Genomic DNA, 15746 nt, shown 5'->3' on the forward strand with positions numbered 1-15746 from the left:
CACCATTCAAAGAACCGATTCCAGATGAAAACCAAACTTTACTTGGCGGTAACCGTTGCTCTGCTTAGTGCAGGCATGTTAACTGGCTGCAGCGATGATAACGAACCAACAGCCGCAGGCACACAGGAGGAAGCGCCGAAAAATAATGCAGCTCTCATGCTGAAATATATTCCGGCTGACTCTCCCTACTTCATGGCAACACGTGAAGCAATGCCTGAACAAGATGCTTTTGATCGTTATCAACGCATGCAGCCCAAGGCTAGCATTGAGTCTAGTCTGGATGAGCTACGCGAGACACTGCCCGAGATAGACGATGAAGTGATGCATTCGTTGATGACGGTATTGATCGCCATGAGTGAAGAGCTGGTCGATGTTGAAACGCTGGACGATGTCCATGCGCTGGGCCTGAAAATGAACCCTCAGGCCGCCCTCTATGGGTTGGGTATCTTGCCTGTTTTACGTATGCAACTGCAGGATGAAGATGCCTTCCGCGAAACGCTGCAACGCATTTTGACCAAAGCAGACATTAACCTGAGTACGGCCACCACCAACGACACCGAATACTGGGTGCTGACGCCTGAGGGGCCCGTCAAGGCGATTCTAGCCATTGACGACCAGCAACTGCTGGTGTCTGTGGTACCACAGAATGCTAGTGACGAGCTGCTAGCACAAGTGCTGGGTAACACTCTGCCCGACAGCAGCATCGGTGATACCGATGCACTGGCAGAGCTTGAAAAGCGCCATGGCTTTACACCTTACGGCGCAGGGAAAATCGACTCCTCACGCCTACTTAATGAGCTGAGCACCCCCACTCACTCAGGTACTCAGGCACTGATGGAAGCGGTTGATGCCGAGCAATTGGATTTATCCGCCTGCCAGGCAGATATCGACCGTATCACGAACCGCTTCCCTGGCCTTGTAATGGGCTCGCGCGAGAACGATCTTGACCGCATGGAAATGAACCTGATTCTAGAAACCGATGAGGATATTGTCAGCGACCTGCGCACTCTGACGACTCAGGTGCGGGGCCTAGGTAGCACAGAAGGTATGGCCAGCTATGGCTTAGGTCTGAACATGCCGCTGTTGGTTCAGACCGTTCAGAAATATGCTCAGGAAGTGCGCCAGAACCCCTTCAGCTGTGATGAACTACAAGATCTGAACAGCTCCTGGAATGAGATCAACATGGCGATTAATAACCCGATCACCATGATGATTGGTCAGTCACTATCTGGCTTCAGAGCTCGTATCAACAGTCTGACAATGACAGACGGCGAACCTACCATGACGGGGCTCCTGACGCTTGCTTCACAAAATCCTCTTTCCCTGCTTTCTGCCGCAAGCTCTTTCGCGCCGGAGTTAGGGACTCTAGGGCTTGAACCCGGTGGGGAAGCCAAGCAAGTCGAGAGCATGATGCTGCCCCCTGAGGCACCGGAACTCTACGCCGCCATGTCTGACACGGCTATTGTACTGGGCGCTGGTATCAGTGATTCGGCGACACTGCAGAAAGAGCTGGAAGCCCCTGCCTCAGAGCGCAATCTGCTTGTTCATGGACACATAACAGGCGAGTTCTACCACTCACTGGCCGACTTTGTGGAACAGATACCATCAGATGATTTGTCAGCGTCCGATATTGATATGCTCAAGCAATATGGTGACATCTACAAAAACATGGAGTACTGGTTCAGAGTAGATGACGCTGGCGTGGAAATGAGTTTATCGCTGGAATTAAACTAAGATCAGGCCGCTTCAATAATGCGAAAAACCTGCTAGTGGGTTAGCGGTTTTTTCGTTTGAGCAAGACAACTGTTTAAAACCACTTAAACGCCAACAGGGGGCCGAAGCCCCCTGTTGGTATCAGTGTTACATAACTAGCGCTGTTTTTTCTGGCTCTCCTTGGCGTCGCCTTTGCCTTTTTGCAGTTCGCCTTTAGCCTGCTGGGCCTTACCTTTGGCTTCAGTTTTAGCGCTTCCTGTTGCCTTGCCCGCGGCTTCTTTCACTTTTCCCGCTGCTTTGTTGGCCGTTCCTTTCGCTTTATCTTCTTTACCAGTTGCCATGACGAACACCTCTAATCCGTTAGTAGGGAAACACATCAAATCACACGTCGACACATTCATCAGAGTAGCCTTTATTAAAAAAGTTGCGCTAATTAATTTAGGCCGGGTTGTTGGCGGGTAACCGCGTTGGTGCCCAGCGGTTCAACACGAAGTGCAGGGAAGCCATAGCCAGAAGCGTAAGAACCAGTGCCACACTCATGGAAGAGAAGCGATAGAGCGCGCTATACACCAGATCCTGCTGCGGGCCTAACGACTGGCCAAACAGAATCCCCAGAGTGGTCAGTCCACCAAAGCCAATCCCTGAACCGCCCCCTTCATGGATATGCTCCCGAGCGAAAAGCATTAACCCCAGCCAGTAGAGCAACACCACCAGCAGGAAATGGTGGCTCTGGGTATATAAGAATAACTGCATTAATAGAGCCAAGTTGCACCCTAGTAGGGTTCCTATGGCTCGCTTACCGGCTGATACTTTCGCTCCAGAGTACCCCAGCGTAAACAGCACCAGGATGGTCGCCATCTGCGCAGAGAGCGACCCTTGCAAGTCGAACATCTGAAACACTACAAATGAGAGCGTGGCGGTTAATCCACCGATTAAAGTTTCATGGCGAATTTGCGAGGGTGTTTTGGTAACCCTGGGCGGCGGTTTGCGGGCTTCCACGTCGGGAAACAGCGTATGCATCAGCATGGCAATAAACACCGCCAAGCCACTGGCGACGAGATTACAGGCCAGTAAATCGCTCAAGTCCACATTGGGGTAGCTGGCGAAGTGAAGCAGAATGCTGAGCGTCAGCACACCGTTGGCGCCAAACAGAAACAGCGGCCCTTTCGCCATCAGGTTAAAGCGAAACAGAAAAATGCCCATCACCACCAGGGTCATCACCACCGGTATATGTTTGAGTAACCCCACCACCAGGCTGACTTCAAGCACGTTAAGCGATACGTTGGCTAAAAACTGGCGAATAATATGGCCATTCAGAATCGGCACCATGCCCAGCAAGAACATCGGGAAAACAGTAAAAAACACCCCGTAGTTCCAGCCCATTAGCTGGCTGACCACAAACCCCAGCGTGCCACCACCGGCCACCCGCAAGCACTGACGCAGGCCGTTTTGGGTTAACACCGGGCGAGCAGTTCGCTGGGCATTAGCCCCGCCGCGCCTCCCCCACCAACCTTTAAACGGGGTCAACAACAGGCGCTTAATAAACGCGCTTTTAATAAACAGGCCTTTAATATACATAGTGCAACCAGCTGATCAGATGTGCCTGTAACCACACAAATGGTTTGGCCAAAGCAGCATCTCCTGGCTGAAGCTGCACCGTGGCGCGGGCTCCGCTGGGTAATAAATTCGCGATTGGCTGAGTTAGCACCAGGTGTACACGCATCCGCTGGGCATCGCGTATCCAGCGATCGGTGGTGGGAATATCAGCCAGTTGACCATCGGCAGCCAACTGTCCTTCACGAACACCGGCATCCATGGCGAGCACTTGCGCATCAAATACCTGGCCTGGCCAAGCATCAAACACTACTTGCGCTGCGTCACCAGGTGCCGCATGGCGCAGGCTCTTTTCGCGAAAATCGGCAATGACATCTATCGTATCCGCCACTACTGCTACCGCTGGCTGCCCCGCCTGAACGTAGTCGCCTACATCTAGCTGCAGGTTGGAAACACTTCCGGCTTGCGCAGCGCGCACCTGGGTATGAGCAAGATCCAACTGCGCCTTGGAAAGCGCATTGTCTGCTTGGCGCAAACGCAGATTCGTCTCTCCGGCCTCGCCCAGTTGCACTTCCAGGCTGACGATTTTAGCCCTGGCTGCCGCCACACTGGCCTGTGCGGTACGCTCAGCAGCCACCTGCTGTTCGTACTGTTGGCGCGATACGCTCTGCTGCGCCACAAGGGTTTCAGCACGCTGAAGTTCTCCCCGACGCTCGGCAGCCGTTGCCTCAGCGGACGCCAGCTCCGCTTGGGCAGAGGTAAGCTCTGCTTCCAACCGGGCATTCTCCCGCTCGGCCTGTTCGCGATTAAGCTGCGCCTGCTCAACGGCTAATCGAAACGGCGCAGGGTCGATCTGAAACAGCACATCGCCTTTTGCTACATGCTGGTGATTACTGACCAGCACCTCACTCACTGGGCCGCTGAGTTCGGGCGCTATTCGCGTGACCGGCCGCATCACTCTCGCCTCGGGCGTCATGGGCATAAAGCTATCGGCCACCAGAAAATAGATAAAAAGCAGTACAAAGGTAGCAAGGGCTACCCTCACCCATCGGGCAAATATTTGATCGGGGGTCATGCAGAGCTCACTTGTTAGCCACCAGGAAACCACCTGGCCAGCGCCTCTCAACGGGCGCGCATCGTGTAGGGAATCGCATAGGGGACTTTAGTCTAACAATCAATTAGCGCGCTAACAATATATCTATGTCTATCTACTGCTACATAAACGCTCTCTACAAGCCTATAAACAAAAACCCCATGGCATAAAGGCCATGGGGTTTAGTCATTCGCTACGCTGTTACGCTAAGGATTTAGAACCGGTAGCGTAAACCTACGCTTGCAGCATCAAAGGAGTAAGCTGATTTATCCAGGTAGCGCATATAGTCCGCGCTGAGGGAGAGGTTTCTGGCCACATCCATCTCAGCGCCTGCGCCGTAGGAGAAGTCGCTTTCGCTGTCGCCGCGGTCAAACTCTACTTCCGTAAAACCCGCCAGGCCATAAAGACGTACTTCAGGTGCTATGGGAATAATCCCTTTAGCATAAGCACCCGCTACATAGTCTAATTCGGCACCACCGTCGGAACCGCCCGTACCTAAATGACCTTCAATGCCAAAGTAGTCATTGAACTGGGCACCGCCGCGCAGGCGTAAGCCTACGTCATCACGGGACGAGCCTCTGTCTGGATCCAGACTCCAGAACATGGCATCAGCGCCCAGGTAAGCTTGCGGATAACCGGTAGACTGTTGTGCTTGAGCAGTGGTTGCAAATGCGCCTGCACCCACCAGGAGTACCGCCGATGTAAGTGACAACATGGACATCTTCATAGCTTGCACCTCAGTTAAAAAACAGTGTTTCCTTACACATTTGTATTGTGATTCATAACTATGAAGAACGCAAACATTTACCGCCCCTTGGATAAGCTCAGCACGACAATACCGCCAACGACGACTGCCCCACCTACCAACTGGCCGGGGCTAAGCATTTGCCCCAACACAAAGTAACCCAGCACCAGGGAGGCAACCGGCTCGATATTCATCACCGGTGCGTTGCGTGCCATATCGAGTCGCGGCACAAAAATAAACAGCGTCGAAAACGCCGAACCATACAGCAGACCAAGCAACGTCAGCCCTAGCCAGCCGGTACTGTTATCCGGCAGGCTCATACCCCCTGGCACTACACCGGCGATGCCGCCAATGATCATGACAATAAACACGGTCTGCATGGTCAACAGGCTGCGCAGGGTACTGCCCACTCCTGCAAGGCGGTGCTCGGTAACCCACAGCGCGCAGGCAAATACGAAGGCCGCCATTAATCCAAAACCAATGCCTGCTATCCACCCCGGCCCCATGCCATCGGCGCTGGCAATCCATGAGGGAATATCCAGCACCACCAGTAAGCCGATTAAAATCGTGCCCATGATCAGACAGCTACGCAGAGTAGGACGCGGGCCGCCCAACGCCCAACTGAGCAGCGCCAGCTGAATAGGAAAGGTATTGACCAATAGCAGTGCGATCACCACAGGCAGCCTGGCCACCGCCGAGTAGAGGCTAACGCTTTGGATCGCAATCAGTAGCCCCACGGTCAGTTGCCACGGCCAAGATCCCGCGGGCAGCCACAAGCGCTTTTTCTGCACGATGACTAGCGCCACTAAAATCAGGCAGGCAACCCCCGAGCGGGTTAATACCGCCAGTAACAGACCGGTGCCATTATCAAACGCCAGCCGAGCTGAAACGTGATTGGCGGCGAACATGGTGGCCACGGTCATCATTAACAGAATGGCCAAATGGCGCGGCAGTAGTTTCGGCAAAGAGGACGCTGACATAAGAACGGTACGGCTCGTTATAGAGGTGAAGGTGTAAGATGGCGAGTAGCCAGGTAGGCAAAGATCCCAGCATGCCAAGCTTTTGCCTAGAAGGCTAACGAAAGCCTGACGCTGCTTTTGCGCGCTGCAACATGTTAAACTAAAGTCTACCCCTTTGCTCAATAACCTCCTAGCGAAAAGGTTTTTATGAACGCACCGGTGCTGGTCATTAACTGCGGTTCCTCCTCTATTAAATACGCGTTGATTAATTCCGACCCTCAGGCACCGCGACTTGAGGGCATAGCGGAACGCTTAGGTAGCGAGGATGCACGCCTCAAGGGCAAAAACAGCGCCGGTGATCGTTTCAGCCAACCACTTCCTGGCGCTGACCACACCCAAGCACTTAACGCGATCCTTGAGCGTATGGAGGGCCGATTACCAGCGGCGGTGGGCCATCGCATCGTGCATGGCGGCGAGCACTTCACCCAGGCCGCACTCATCGACGCTAGTGTCATTGCGGCTATCCAAACCACCGCAGCACTTGCCCCCCTTCATAACCCAGCAAATTTAGCAGGTATTGCGGCGACCCAGAACGTCTTTCCTGAGCTGCCCCAAGTGGCAGTGTTCGATACCGCTTTCCACCAAACCATGCCGCCGCGTGCTTACCGGTACGCACTACCAGAAAGCCTCTACGCTGAGCATGGCATTCGCCGCTACGGCTTTCATGGCACCAGCCATGCTTATGTTAGCCAGCGGGCGGGCGAACTGAGTAGCCGTGGCACAGGCGGCTGGCTGACTGCCCACCTGGGCAATGGCTGCTCCACCAGCGCGGTGTGGAACAATCAAAGCCAGGATACCAGCATGGGCCTTACCCCACTGGAAGGCTTGGTGATGGGCACCCGCAGTGGCGACGTTGACCCTGGCCTGCACGCCCACCTGCACCGCCAACTGGGCTGGTCGCTAGACAAAATCGACGACGTGCTCAATAAAGAGAGCGGCCTACTGGGCCTTTCAGGCTTAACCAACGACATGCGCGAAATTGAGGAGGCTGCTGAAAAAGGGCACGCCACCGCACAGCTGGCGGTAGAGGTATTCTGCTACCGGATCGCTAAATCTCTGGCGGGGCTCTCCTGCGCCCTGCCCCAGCTTGATGGGGTTATTTTCACCGGCGGTATCGGCGAAAACTCGCCGATTGTACGTCGCCGTGTGCTCGCCCTATTGCCCCACTTCGGCTTTGCGCTGGATAACGACGCTAACGAAGCGACTATCCGCGGCAAAGAGGGCAAGCTGGATAGCGCCAGCCATGAAGGCCCCCAGGTGTGGGTGATCCCTACCGATGAAGAAGGCCGCATTGCCATGGAAACCCGCCACTGCCTAGAGACACGTGTATGACTCACCCCGACCAGCCACAAGCGATTCTGTTAGTGCCTACCAGCCAGGGCGTCGGGCTTACCTCCGCCTGTCTGGGGTTAATTCAAGCGCTGGATACAATCGGCCTGAAAGCCGGGTTTTTAAAGCCGTTTATGCAGAACGAGCTGAACGGCCCAGGCCTGGATCGATCCACCGCATTGGTTTCCCGGGCACTCAATCAGCGCCCGCCTTCGCCGATTTCCCAGGCACGCCTTGAGCGCTTGCTGCGCGACGACCAAATCGATGAGCTGATGGAAAATGCCGTCGAGCTCTATGAACAGGTTGTTCAACAGGCCCACCGCGATGGCAGCACCCTAGACCTAGTCGTGGTAGAGGGCGTAGTGCCCACTCAGCACACCACCTACGCCACCCAAACCAACGCCCAGCTCGCCAACGCGCTTAATGCGCGAATTATTCTTGTCGGATCCGGTGATTTAAAAGAGCCCCAGGCGCTGGCCGAGCAGCTTGATATGCACGCCCGCAGCTTTGGCGGGGTTAGCTCCAGCCGCACGCTGGGCGGCATTTTGATGCGCATGAAAAATCTGCCCTACGCGCAGGAAGATGATCTTTCTGCAGCACCGGGCACCTTCAAACCGCAGTTGGAAGAGTCAGTGCTCGCTGAGCTGCGCCAGTACTCCCCCGCCCTGGCGACCGATAAATTCCACCTGATTGGTGTGGTGCCTTACAGCAAAACGCTTAGCGCCCCGCGCACCCTGGATGTGGCCCGAGCGCTTAATGCCAAGTTGTTGAACGAAGGCGAGGCAGCCAGCCGTCGGGTACTCTCCACCAGCCTCTGCGCCCGCAGTGCTGCCAACGCACTGCATATTTTCACCCCTGGTAGCCTGGTAGTGGCTTCCGGTGACCGTGATGATGTGGTGCTGGCCTCAGCGCTGGCGACCATGAACGGTATTCAGCTAGCGGGCGTACTGTTGACCAACGGCTTTATGCCCAACGACAGCATGATCGAGATGTGCCGCCCCGCGCTCAAAACGGGTCTACCGGTCTTGGCAGTAGAAACCGACAGCCTGACCACAGCACAGCACCTCAGCCAGCTAAGCAGCGAAATCCCTATGGACGACTTCGAACGCGCCGAACAGGTGGCCCGTTACGTCGCAGCCCATATGGATCTTGAGTGGTTGAAAGCCCACCTGAGCAGCGGTTATACCCGCCGCCTTTCACCTTCAGCGTTTCGCCACCAACTGGTTAAACTTGCCCAGTTGGCTAAAAAGCGCGTAGTGCTGCCGGAAGGAGATGAACCGCGCACCGTAGAAGCGGCAATAATCTGCCAGCGCCGCGGCATTGCCGACTGCGTACTGCTGGGTAAGCGCGACGATATCGAAAATGTAGCGCGCAACCGCGGTCTGACACTGCCAGAATCGCTGACGATTGTTGACCCTGAAAGCACCCGTGCGAACTATATTGGCCCGATGGTCGAGCGTCGTCGTGGCAAACTCAACGAGCTAACCGCCGAAGCGCAGTTGCAAGATAACGTGGTGCTCGGCACCATGATGCTGCAGTTAGATGAAGTCGACGGACTAGTTTCCGGCGCCGTACACACCACCGCCAACACCGTGCGGCCCGCCTTCCAGTTGATTAAAACCGCGCCGGAGTATAATCAAGTCTCGTCGATTTTCTTTATGCTGCTGCCCGAGCAGGTGGTGGTCTACGGCGACTGCGCGGTGAATCCCGACCCAGACGCTGAAACCCTGGCCGAAATCGCCCTACAAAGTGCCCGCTCCGCTGAAGCCTTCGGTATCGAGCCACGTGTCGCCATGATCAGCTACTCCACCGGCGACTCCGGCACCGGCGCGGATGTGGATAAAGTCCGCGAAGCCACCCGGATTGCTAAAGAACGCGCGCCGCACCTGGCCATCGACGGCCCGCTACAGTACGACGCCGCCGCTATCGAGAGCGTGGGCAAACAGAAAGCCCCCGACTCGCCAGTGGCAGGTAAAGCCACCGTGTTTGTGTTCCCCGACCTCAACACCGGCAATACCACCTACAAAGCAGTGCAGCGTAGCGCCCGCGTCGTGAGCGTTGGCCCCATGCTGCAAGGGTTGAACAAGCCAGTGAATGACCTTTCCCGGGGCGCACTGGTCGACGATATCGTTTACACCATTGCGCTAACCGCCATTCAGGCCAGTCAGCGGGAAAGCTGAGTTACAGAAACTTTCCCTAGCCAATAAAAACGCCCCAAGCAGATAACTGCTTGGGGCGTTTTATTAACGACTTAACGGTATGTGAAGGCTAGACCAACATCGGCACCATCGATTCCAACACCATGACTAAACTCATCGCGGTGATGGTAAGAATAGAGACGCCAAACACCTTTTTGGCCCAGCGCACATCGTCATCTAAACGGTAGCCGCGCAGTGCCAAGTAGAGCCAGTAGCCGCCCATGGTCAGCGCCACGCACAGATACCCAGCGCCCGCTTGGCTGGCCAGCCCTAGCGCCAGCGAGGCGGGAATAAACGCCACAATGTAGCCAAGGATATGGTGTTTGGCCATTTTCACCCCGCGCACCACCGGCAGTACCGGAATCGATGCCCGTTGATAATCGGCGTAGCGGAAGATCGCAATCGCATAGGAGTGCGGCATCTGCCACAGGCAGAAAATCACCAGCAGCATAATGGCACCGCTGTCGAACTGACCGGTCACGGCGCAGTAGCCTACCACCGGCGGCATGGCGCCGGAGAGGCTGCCTACCAAGGTGCCGTACTCCGAGCGGCGCTTCATATAGAGGCTATAAAGCCCCACATAAACGCCCCAGCCAATGACCGCCAAGGCAACGGTTAACCCGTTGGTGCCCAGCGCCAGACACACCACCCCCGACACACCCAGCAGCGCCGAAACGCCCAGTGCCTGGGTAATAGAGATGCTGCCTCTTACCAGGGGGCGATGGCGCGTACGCGCCATCAATGCATCAATATCGCGGTCAATAACGTTGTTACACGCACAGCCTGACGCGATGATTAATGCAATCCCCACCATGACCGAGACAAAGCTGAGCCACTCGAACTGCCCCTGGGCGGCGAGAAAATAGCCCCCCAGGGTGGCAATCAGGTTGCCGCCGATAATGCCAGGCTTGGTCAGCTCGAGCAGATCCCGCCAGCGGCTGGGCGCTGAGATTAGCCGATCATCATGTTGAGATGCAGATGCTGCATGATCCACAGCGAGCCTCCTACCACTAGGACGAGAATCGTCAGTGTGAAGACGAAGGACATCAGATTCCAGCCTTCGTCGGCTTTGGTACTCATGTGCATAAACATGACCAGTTGCACCAGTATCTGCAACACTGCGGTCACGGCTATCACAATCACGGTAGCCAATACGCTAAAAGCGCCACTCATCACCACCGCAAAAGGGATAATGGTCAGTATCAGCGACAATACCAGTCCTGTCACATACGACTTAACGCTGCCATGGGCATTGGTTGAACTTGCACTCATCTCACAACACTCCCATCAGATAGACGAATGAGAAGACACAGATCCAGACAATATCGAGGAAGTGCCAGAACAGGCTTAGGCACAAAATCCTCGGCCGAGTCATATCGTTCAACCCTTTGGTGTAAAGCTGTACCAGCATCACCAAAATCCAGATCATGCCAAACGTAACGTGCAACCCGTGGGTACCGACTAGGGTAAAGAAGGCCGATAAAAAGCCGCTACGGTCCGGACCGTACCCTTCATGGATCAGATGCTGGAATTCATAGACTTCCATCCCCAGGAAGCACAAGCCCAGTAGAAAGGTAATAATCAGCCACACTTTCACTTGGCCAACACGGTTGGCATGCATTGCCAAAACGCCCATACCGAAAGTGAAACTACTGATCAGCAGTGCAAAGGTTCCGAAAAGGATCAAAGGTAATTCAAAGATATCAGCGCCAGTTGGCCCACCCGCCGTGCCCTTCATCAGCACGGCGTAAGTGGCGAACAGTGACCCGAAGATCACCAAATCGCTCATTAAGTAGACCCAGAAACCAAACAATTTCGTGCCCGAGGCATCGTGATGCTCTTCTTCGTGCTCTACCGGGTGGTGCGAGCTATGATTTAGCGTATCTGTCGACATTACGCTTGCGCCTCCACGCCTAGTTTTTGTTCACATTTGAGTTGATGCTCACGTTCGATTCGCTCAACTTCAGCAGCGGGAACGTAGTAGTCGATATCGTCGTTAAATACCCGTGCCATAAAGCTGATGAATACACCCACGGCGCCGACGCCGGCTAACCACCAGATATGCCACACCAGCGCAAAGCCGATGACCAGCGCAAAGAAGCTGATAACTGGCCCAGCCACGGTATTACGAGGCATATGAATATCGGTATAGGGGGCTTCTTCAAGCTGCTCTTCGCTACGCTGCTTTTGCGACCAGAAGCTGTCGATATCGCCCACTTCCGGCAGACGTGCAAAGTTGTAGAACGGCGCTGGAGAAGAGGTTGACCACTCCAAGGTGCGGCCATTCCAGGGGTCGCCGGTGACATCAGCGTTCTGTTTGCGGTCACGAATACTCACCCAGAACTGGATGATGGTGCAGACAATGCCCAGCATAATGATTACCGCGCCTACCCAAGCCAGAATCATCCACGGCTGCCATTCGGGGTTGGCGTAGGACTGCATGCGGCGCACGGCACCAAAGAAGGCCAGTACGTAAAGCGGCATAAAGGCGACGTAGAAGCCGATAAACCAGCACCAGAACGACCGCTTTCCCCACTTTTCGTTCAAAGTGAAACCGAACGCTTTGGGGAACCAATAGGTAAGCCCCGCCATCATGCCGAACACCACGCCGCCGATAATAACGTTGTGGAAGTGCGCAATAACGAACAGGCTGTTATGCAACACAAAGTTAGCTGCGGGCACCGCCAGCATAACGCCGGTCATACCGCCTAGGGTAAAGGTGATAATAAAGCCCAGCGTCCATAGCACCGGCGAAGTGAGTTCCAGGCTGCCGCGGAACATGGTGAACAGCCAGTTGAACACTTTCACCCCGGTAGGAATGGCGATGATCATTGTCATAATGCCGAAGAAGGCGTTGACGTTGGCGCCCGCCCCCATGGTGAAAAAGTGGTGCAACCAAACCACAAACGAGAGCAAGGTGATCGAAATGGTCGCCCACACCATGGTGGCGTAGCCGAACAGCCGCTTACGGGCAAAGGTCGCAATCACTTCAGAGAACACGCCGAAGGCTGGCAGAATCAGGATATAAACTTCCGGGTGGCCCCAGGCCCAGATGAGATTGACGTACATCATCATGTTGCCGCCAAAATCATTGGTAAAGAAGTGCATACCCAAATAGCGATCCAGCGTTAGCAGCGCGATGGTCGCGGTCAAAATTGGGAAGGAAGCAATGATCAGCACGTTGGCGCACAGCGAGGTCCAGGTGAAGATCGGCATGCGGAACATCGTCATGCCTTTGGTGCGCATTTTAATGATGGTCACGAAAAAGTTAATACCGGTCAGCGTGGTGCCTATACCGGATATCTGCAACGCCCATATCCAGTAGTCGACCCCCACCCCGGGACTAAACTCGATCCCCGATAACGGCGCGTAAGCGAGCCAGCCGGTTTTGGCGAATTCGCCCACCACCAGCGAGATATTGACCAGTATCGCGGAGACCGCAAACAGCCAAAAGCTTAAGTTATTCAGGAAAGGGAAAGCAACGTCGCGGGCACCAATTTGCAGCGGCACTACCAGGTTCATCAAGCCGATGACCATGGGCATGGCGACAAAGAAGATCATAATCACGCCGTGGGCGGTAAAGATCTGGTCGTAGTGCTCGGGGGGTAAATAGCCCGCTGCATCCCCGGCGGCCATCGCCAGTTGGGTGCGCATCATTATCGCATCCGAGAAGCCGCGCAGCAGCATCACCAGGGCGACGATGAAATACATAATGCCGAGCTTTTTGTGGTCAACGGAGGTAAACCACTCGTTCCACAGCCAGCCCCACTTACGGTAATAGGTGATTAAACCAAACAGTGCGATCCCACCAATGGCCATAAAGGCCGCGACGACCATGATGATCGGCTCGTGGTAGGGAATTGACTCTAACGTGAGTTTTCCAAACACGGCTTAACCTCCCACTTCTACGCTAGAGGAGTGGCTGCGCATGGCATTATCCTGACTAGCATGGTTGTTAGTGACATGACCTGATTCGGCCGCGTGATCGGCAGTCTTCTCATTTTCGCCATCGTGGGAGTCAGCATGATCGCCGCCCATCTGATGCTCGCCGCCGGTATGGAAGCTTCGTAAGATGCTTTCATACAGCGATGGTGAGATGGCTGAGAAGTACTCAACCGGATTCGATTCGCTAGGTTCCGCCAACGCTTTATAACCTTCTGGGTAGGTCAGCGTTTGTGGAGCAGCGCGTACCGTTTCCACCCAGGCGTCAAAATCCTCGGGGTTGGTCACCTTGGCTTCAAAGGTCATGCCAGAGAAGCCCGCGCCACTGTAGTTGGTGGAACGACCAGGGTAGCTACCAATTTCATCGGCGATGAGATGGACATCGTTATCCATGCCCGCCATGGCATAAATCTGGCTGCCAAGATGGGGGATAAAGAAAGCGTTCATCACTGAGCCTGAGCTGACCCGAAAGCGCACCGGTGTATCTACCGGAAAGGCCACTTCGTTAACACTGGCAATACCCTGCTCGGGGTAGATAAACAGCCACTTCCAATCAAGCGCCACCGCCTGTATTTCGATCGGCGCCACATCGCTTTCCAGCGGTTTGTGGGGATCAAGGCTATGGGAGGTCTTCCAGGTCAACAGGGCGAGCACCGCGATAATCGCACAGGGCACGATCCACACCACCGCTTCAATCACGTTGGAGTGCGCCCAATCAGGCGTGTATTTAGCCAGGCTATTACTACGCCGGTAACGCCAGCCAAACAGCAGCGTCATGACAATCACAGGAATAACTACAATCAACATTAGGCCAAAGGCGGTCAGAATCAGTGTGCGCTGCTCAGCGCCAATCTGGCCTTTTGGGTCTAGCAGCGCTGAACTACAGCCTGCTAGAAACAGACACAGCGCAAGGAGCACTAGCGTGCCTCGCCTGCGCCAAAGTGAGCGTCGTTGCATGGTGTGATCTCGTCAGAGGTTGTTTAAAACACTAGCTAGCCATGTCGCCCTTCTACATAGCAGGCTAACTACCACCCCATACTCTTCCCAAAACATGCTCTGCATGGCGCTCTTGAAAACGTGCTAGGAAAACGCTCTCAAGGGCAGTGCACACGTGACGCTGGGCGCCATTGCTCCGGGAAAAATATGCGTCGCCGGATGGGAATTGGCGACGAGCCTCGCTGGCCTAAGCACTAAAGGCTTAAGCAGTTAAGACTAAAGTATTTTCTATTGATCGAGATCATGAAAGAAGTGGCGCATTGCCGCACCCAAGGTATTGACTGGGATGAGCAAGGGGGAAATCGCTTACGCCACTGTGACGGTGGGAACCACTATCTCAGGTACAACGCGGCCATTTTTTTTAAGCAACTGCGGGGCGCCCTCTTCGTCGGTAACCACCACATCAAAATCGTCCAGAGCAGCGAAATAGGCCGGGCGAACTACGCTGAACTTACTGGCATCTACCACCAACAGGCGCTGCATAGCGGTGGCAATGGCAGCCTGTTTAGGCGCCACTTCGTGAAAGTGAAAGCAGCTAACACCACGCTCTAAATCCACCCCTGCAGCGGAGATCAGCGCCTTATTAATGCCTAACCGCTCGATAGCAGCAGTCATATTGTCGCTACCGAATGACTGCGAGGTGGCATAAAACAGCCCGCCTAGTAGCACCAAGCGCACGTTGGGCAGGGCGGCAACGGCATTGGCAACATTAAGCGCATAGGTCACTACCGTCAGCTCTCGGAAATGACTTAACTGGCTCAGCAGCGGCATTAGCGTTGAGCCGCAGTCGATAAACAGCGTATCGCCCTCTTCTATGTAAGCTAACGCCCGCTGACAAAGCCGATACTTGGCCTGGTAGTGGCTAGCCTGCTGTTCGGTCAAGTCATAAATAGGCGTTACGCCAGGGTAGTTTGCCATCACTAGGCGTCCACCCAGCAGGCTAATGGCAGTATCCTGAGTCGTCAGATCGCGACGGATGGTCATTTCGGAAACATCGCATAGCTCTGCGGCATCGCGCAGATGAAGAGTACCGCCACTGGCAAGCGCTTCCTGAAGCTTGGCAAGGCGCAGCGCACTACGGCCATTCATGGTGGGCATCTCCTGGCAAACCCCTCTTGTTGTGATTTTCGCAACGAGAGCATCGGTGTTGCGTCCAT

General features: G+C 54.9%; 14 protein-coding genes. 3 read left to right on the top strand and 11 right to left on the bottom strand.

Going from position 1 to position 15746, the window contains the following annotated elements:
* Positions 1–24 precede the first annotated feature (24 nt).
* Positions 25–1734 (top strand): hypothetical protein, encoded by a 1710-nt coding sequence (locus HZS52_RS22790; protein ID WP_190373763.1) that lies wholly within the window; start codon positions 25–27, stop codon positions 1732–1734.
* A gap of 134 nt (positions 1735–1868) precedes the next feature.
* Here HZS52_RS22790 and HZS52_RS22795 read toward each other — a convergent pair whose 3' ends face one another.
* The 5 genes from HZS52_RS22795 to HZS52_RS22815 all read right to left on the bottom strand — a co-directional run bounded on the left by HZS52_RS22795 (position 1869) and on the right by HZS52_RS22815 (position 6085).
* A complete protein-coding gene (locus HZS52_RS22795; RefSeq protein WP_039859265.1) occupies positions 1869–2054 on the bottom strand; it encodes a CsbD family protein in 186 nt (61 codons plus the stop codon).
* A gap of 97 nt (positions 2055–2151) precedes the next feature.
* Positions 2152–3291: a DUF2955 domain-containing protein gene (locus tag HZS52_RS22800; RefSeq protein ID WP_223828000.1), complete on the bottom strand. Its 1140-nt coding sequence runs from the start codon at positions 3289–3291 to the stop codon at positions 2152–2154.
* Positions 3281–4342, bottom strand: coding sequence for an HlyD family secretion protein (locus HZS52_RS22805; protein WP_190373764.1), 1062 nt, complete (start codon positions 4340–4342; stop codon positions 3281–3283). Before HZS52_RS22805 ends, HZS52_RS22800 begins: the two co-directional genes overlap by 11 nt.
* A 232-nt stretch (positions 4343–4574) precedes the next feature.
* Positions 4575–5087, bottom strand: coding sequence for a porin family protein (locus HZS52_RS22810; RefSeq protein ID WP_027959874.1), 513 nt, complete (start codon positions 5085–5087; stop codon positions 4575–4577).
* Between the two features lie 77 nt (positions 5088–5164).
* Entirely contained in the window at positions 5165–6085 is a 921-nt protein-coding gene (locus tag HZS52_RS22815; RefSeq protein ID WP_027959875.1) for an EamA family transporter, read from the bottom strand.
* Positions 6086–6271: 186 nt separating this feature from the next.
* Between HZS52_RS22815 and HZS52_RS22820 the strand changes: the two genes are divergently transcribed.
* Together HZS52_RS22820 and pta are read left to right on the top strand one after the other, a co-directional pair.
* Positions 6272–7456, top strand: a complete 1185-nt coding sequence (locus HZS52_RS22820) for an acetate/propionate family kinase (protein WP_159176303.1) — start codon at positions 6272–6274, stop codon at positions 7454–7456.
* Positions 7453–9633 (top strand): phosphate acetyltransferase, encoded by a 2181-nt coding sequence (gene pta / locus HZS52_RS22825; protein ID WP_159176302.1) that lies wholly within the window; start codon positions 7453–7455, stop codon positions 9631–9633. Before HZS52_RS22820 ends, pta begins: the two co-directional genes overlap by 4 nt.
* An 88-nt stretch (positions 9634–9721) precedes the next feature.
* Here the strand turns inward: pta and cyoE are convergent, their stop codons facing one another.
* From cyoE to HZS52_RS22855, 6 genes are all read right to left on the bottom strand, one after another.
* Positions 9722–10645: a heme o synthase gene (gene cyoE / locus HZS52_RS22830; RefSeq protein ID WP_022520635.1), complete on the bottom strand. Its 924-nt coding sequence runs from the start codon at positions 10643–10645 to the stop codon at positions 9722–9724.
* A complete protein-coding gene (gene cyoD, locus HZS52_RS22835; protein WP_022520636.1) occupies positions 10603–10923 on the bottom strand; it encodes a cytochrome o ubiquinol oxidase subunit IV in 321 nt (106 codons plus the stop codon). Before cyoD ends, cyoE begins: the two co-directional genes overlap by 43 nt.
* Before the next feature lies 1 nt (position 10924).
* The gene (gene cyoC / locus HZS52_RS22840; RefSeq protein ID WP_009287203.1) at positions 10925–11545 is read right to left on the bottom strand and encodes a cytochrome o ubiquinol oxidase subunit III; all 621 of its coding nucleotides are present in this window, start codon (positions 11543–11545) and stop codon (positions 10925–10927) included.
* Positions 11545–13539, bottom strand: a complete 1995-nt coding sequence (gene cyoB, locus HZS52_RS22845; protein WP_022520637.1) for a cytochrome o ubiquinol oxidase subunit I — start codon at positions 13537–13539, stop codon at positions 11545–11547. The genes cyoC and cyoB overlap by 1 nt, the downstream gene beginning before the upstream one ends.
* 3 nt (positions 13540–13542) lie before the next feature.
* Positions 13543–14550 (bottom strand): ubiquinol oxidase subunit II, encoded by a 1008-nt coding sequence (gene cyoA / locus HZS52_RS22850; protein WP_190373765.1) that lies wholly within the window; start codon positions 14548–14550, stop codon positions 13543–13545.
* 345 nt (positions 14551–14895) lie between these two features.
* Positions 14896–15678, bottom strand: a complete 783-nt coding sequence (locus tag HZS52_RS22855) for a DeoR/GlpR family DNA-binding transcription regulator (RefSeq protein ID WP_022520638.1) — start codon at positions 15676–15678, stop codon at positions 14896–14898.
* Positions 15679–15746 lie beyond the last annotated feature (68 nt).

This window comes from Vreelandella titanicae, assembly GCF_014697095.1.
Classification (GTDB): Bacteria; Pseudomonadota; Gammaproteobacteria; order Pseudomonadales; family Halomonadaceae; genus Vreelandella; species Vreelandella titanicae.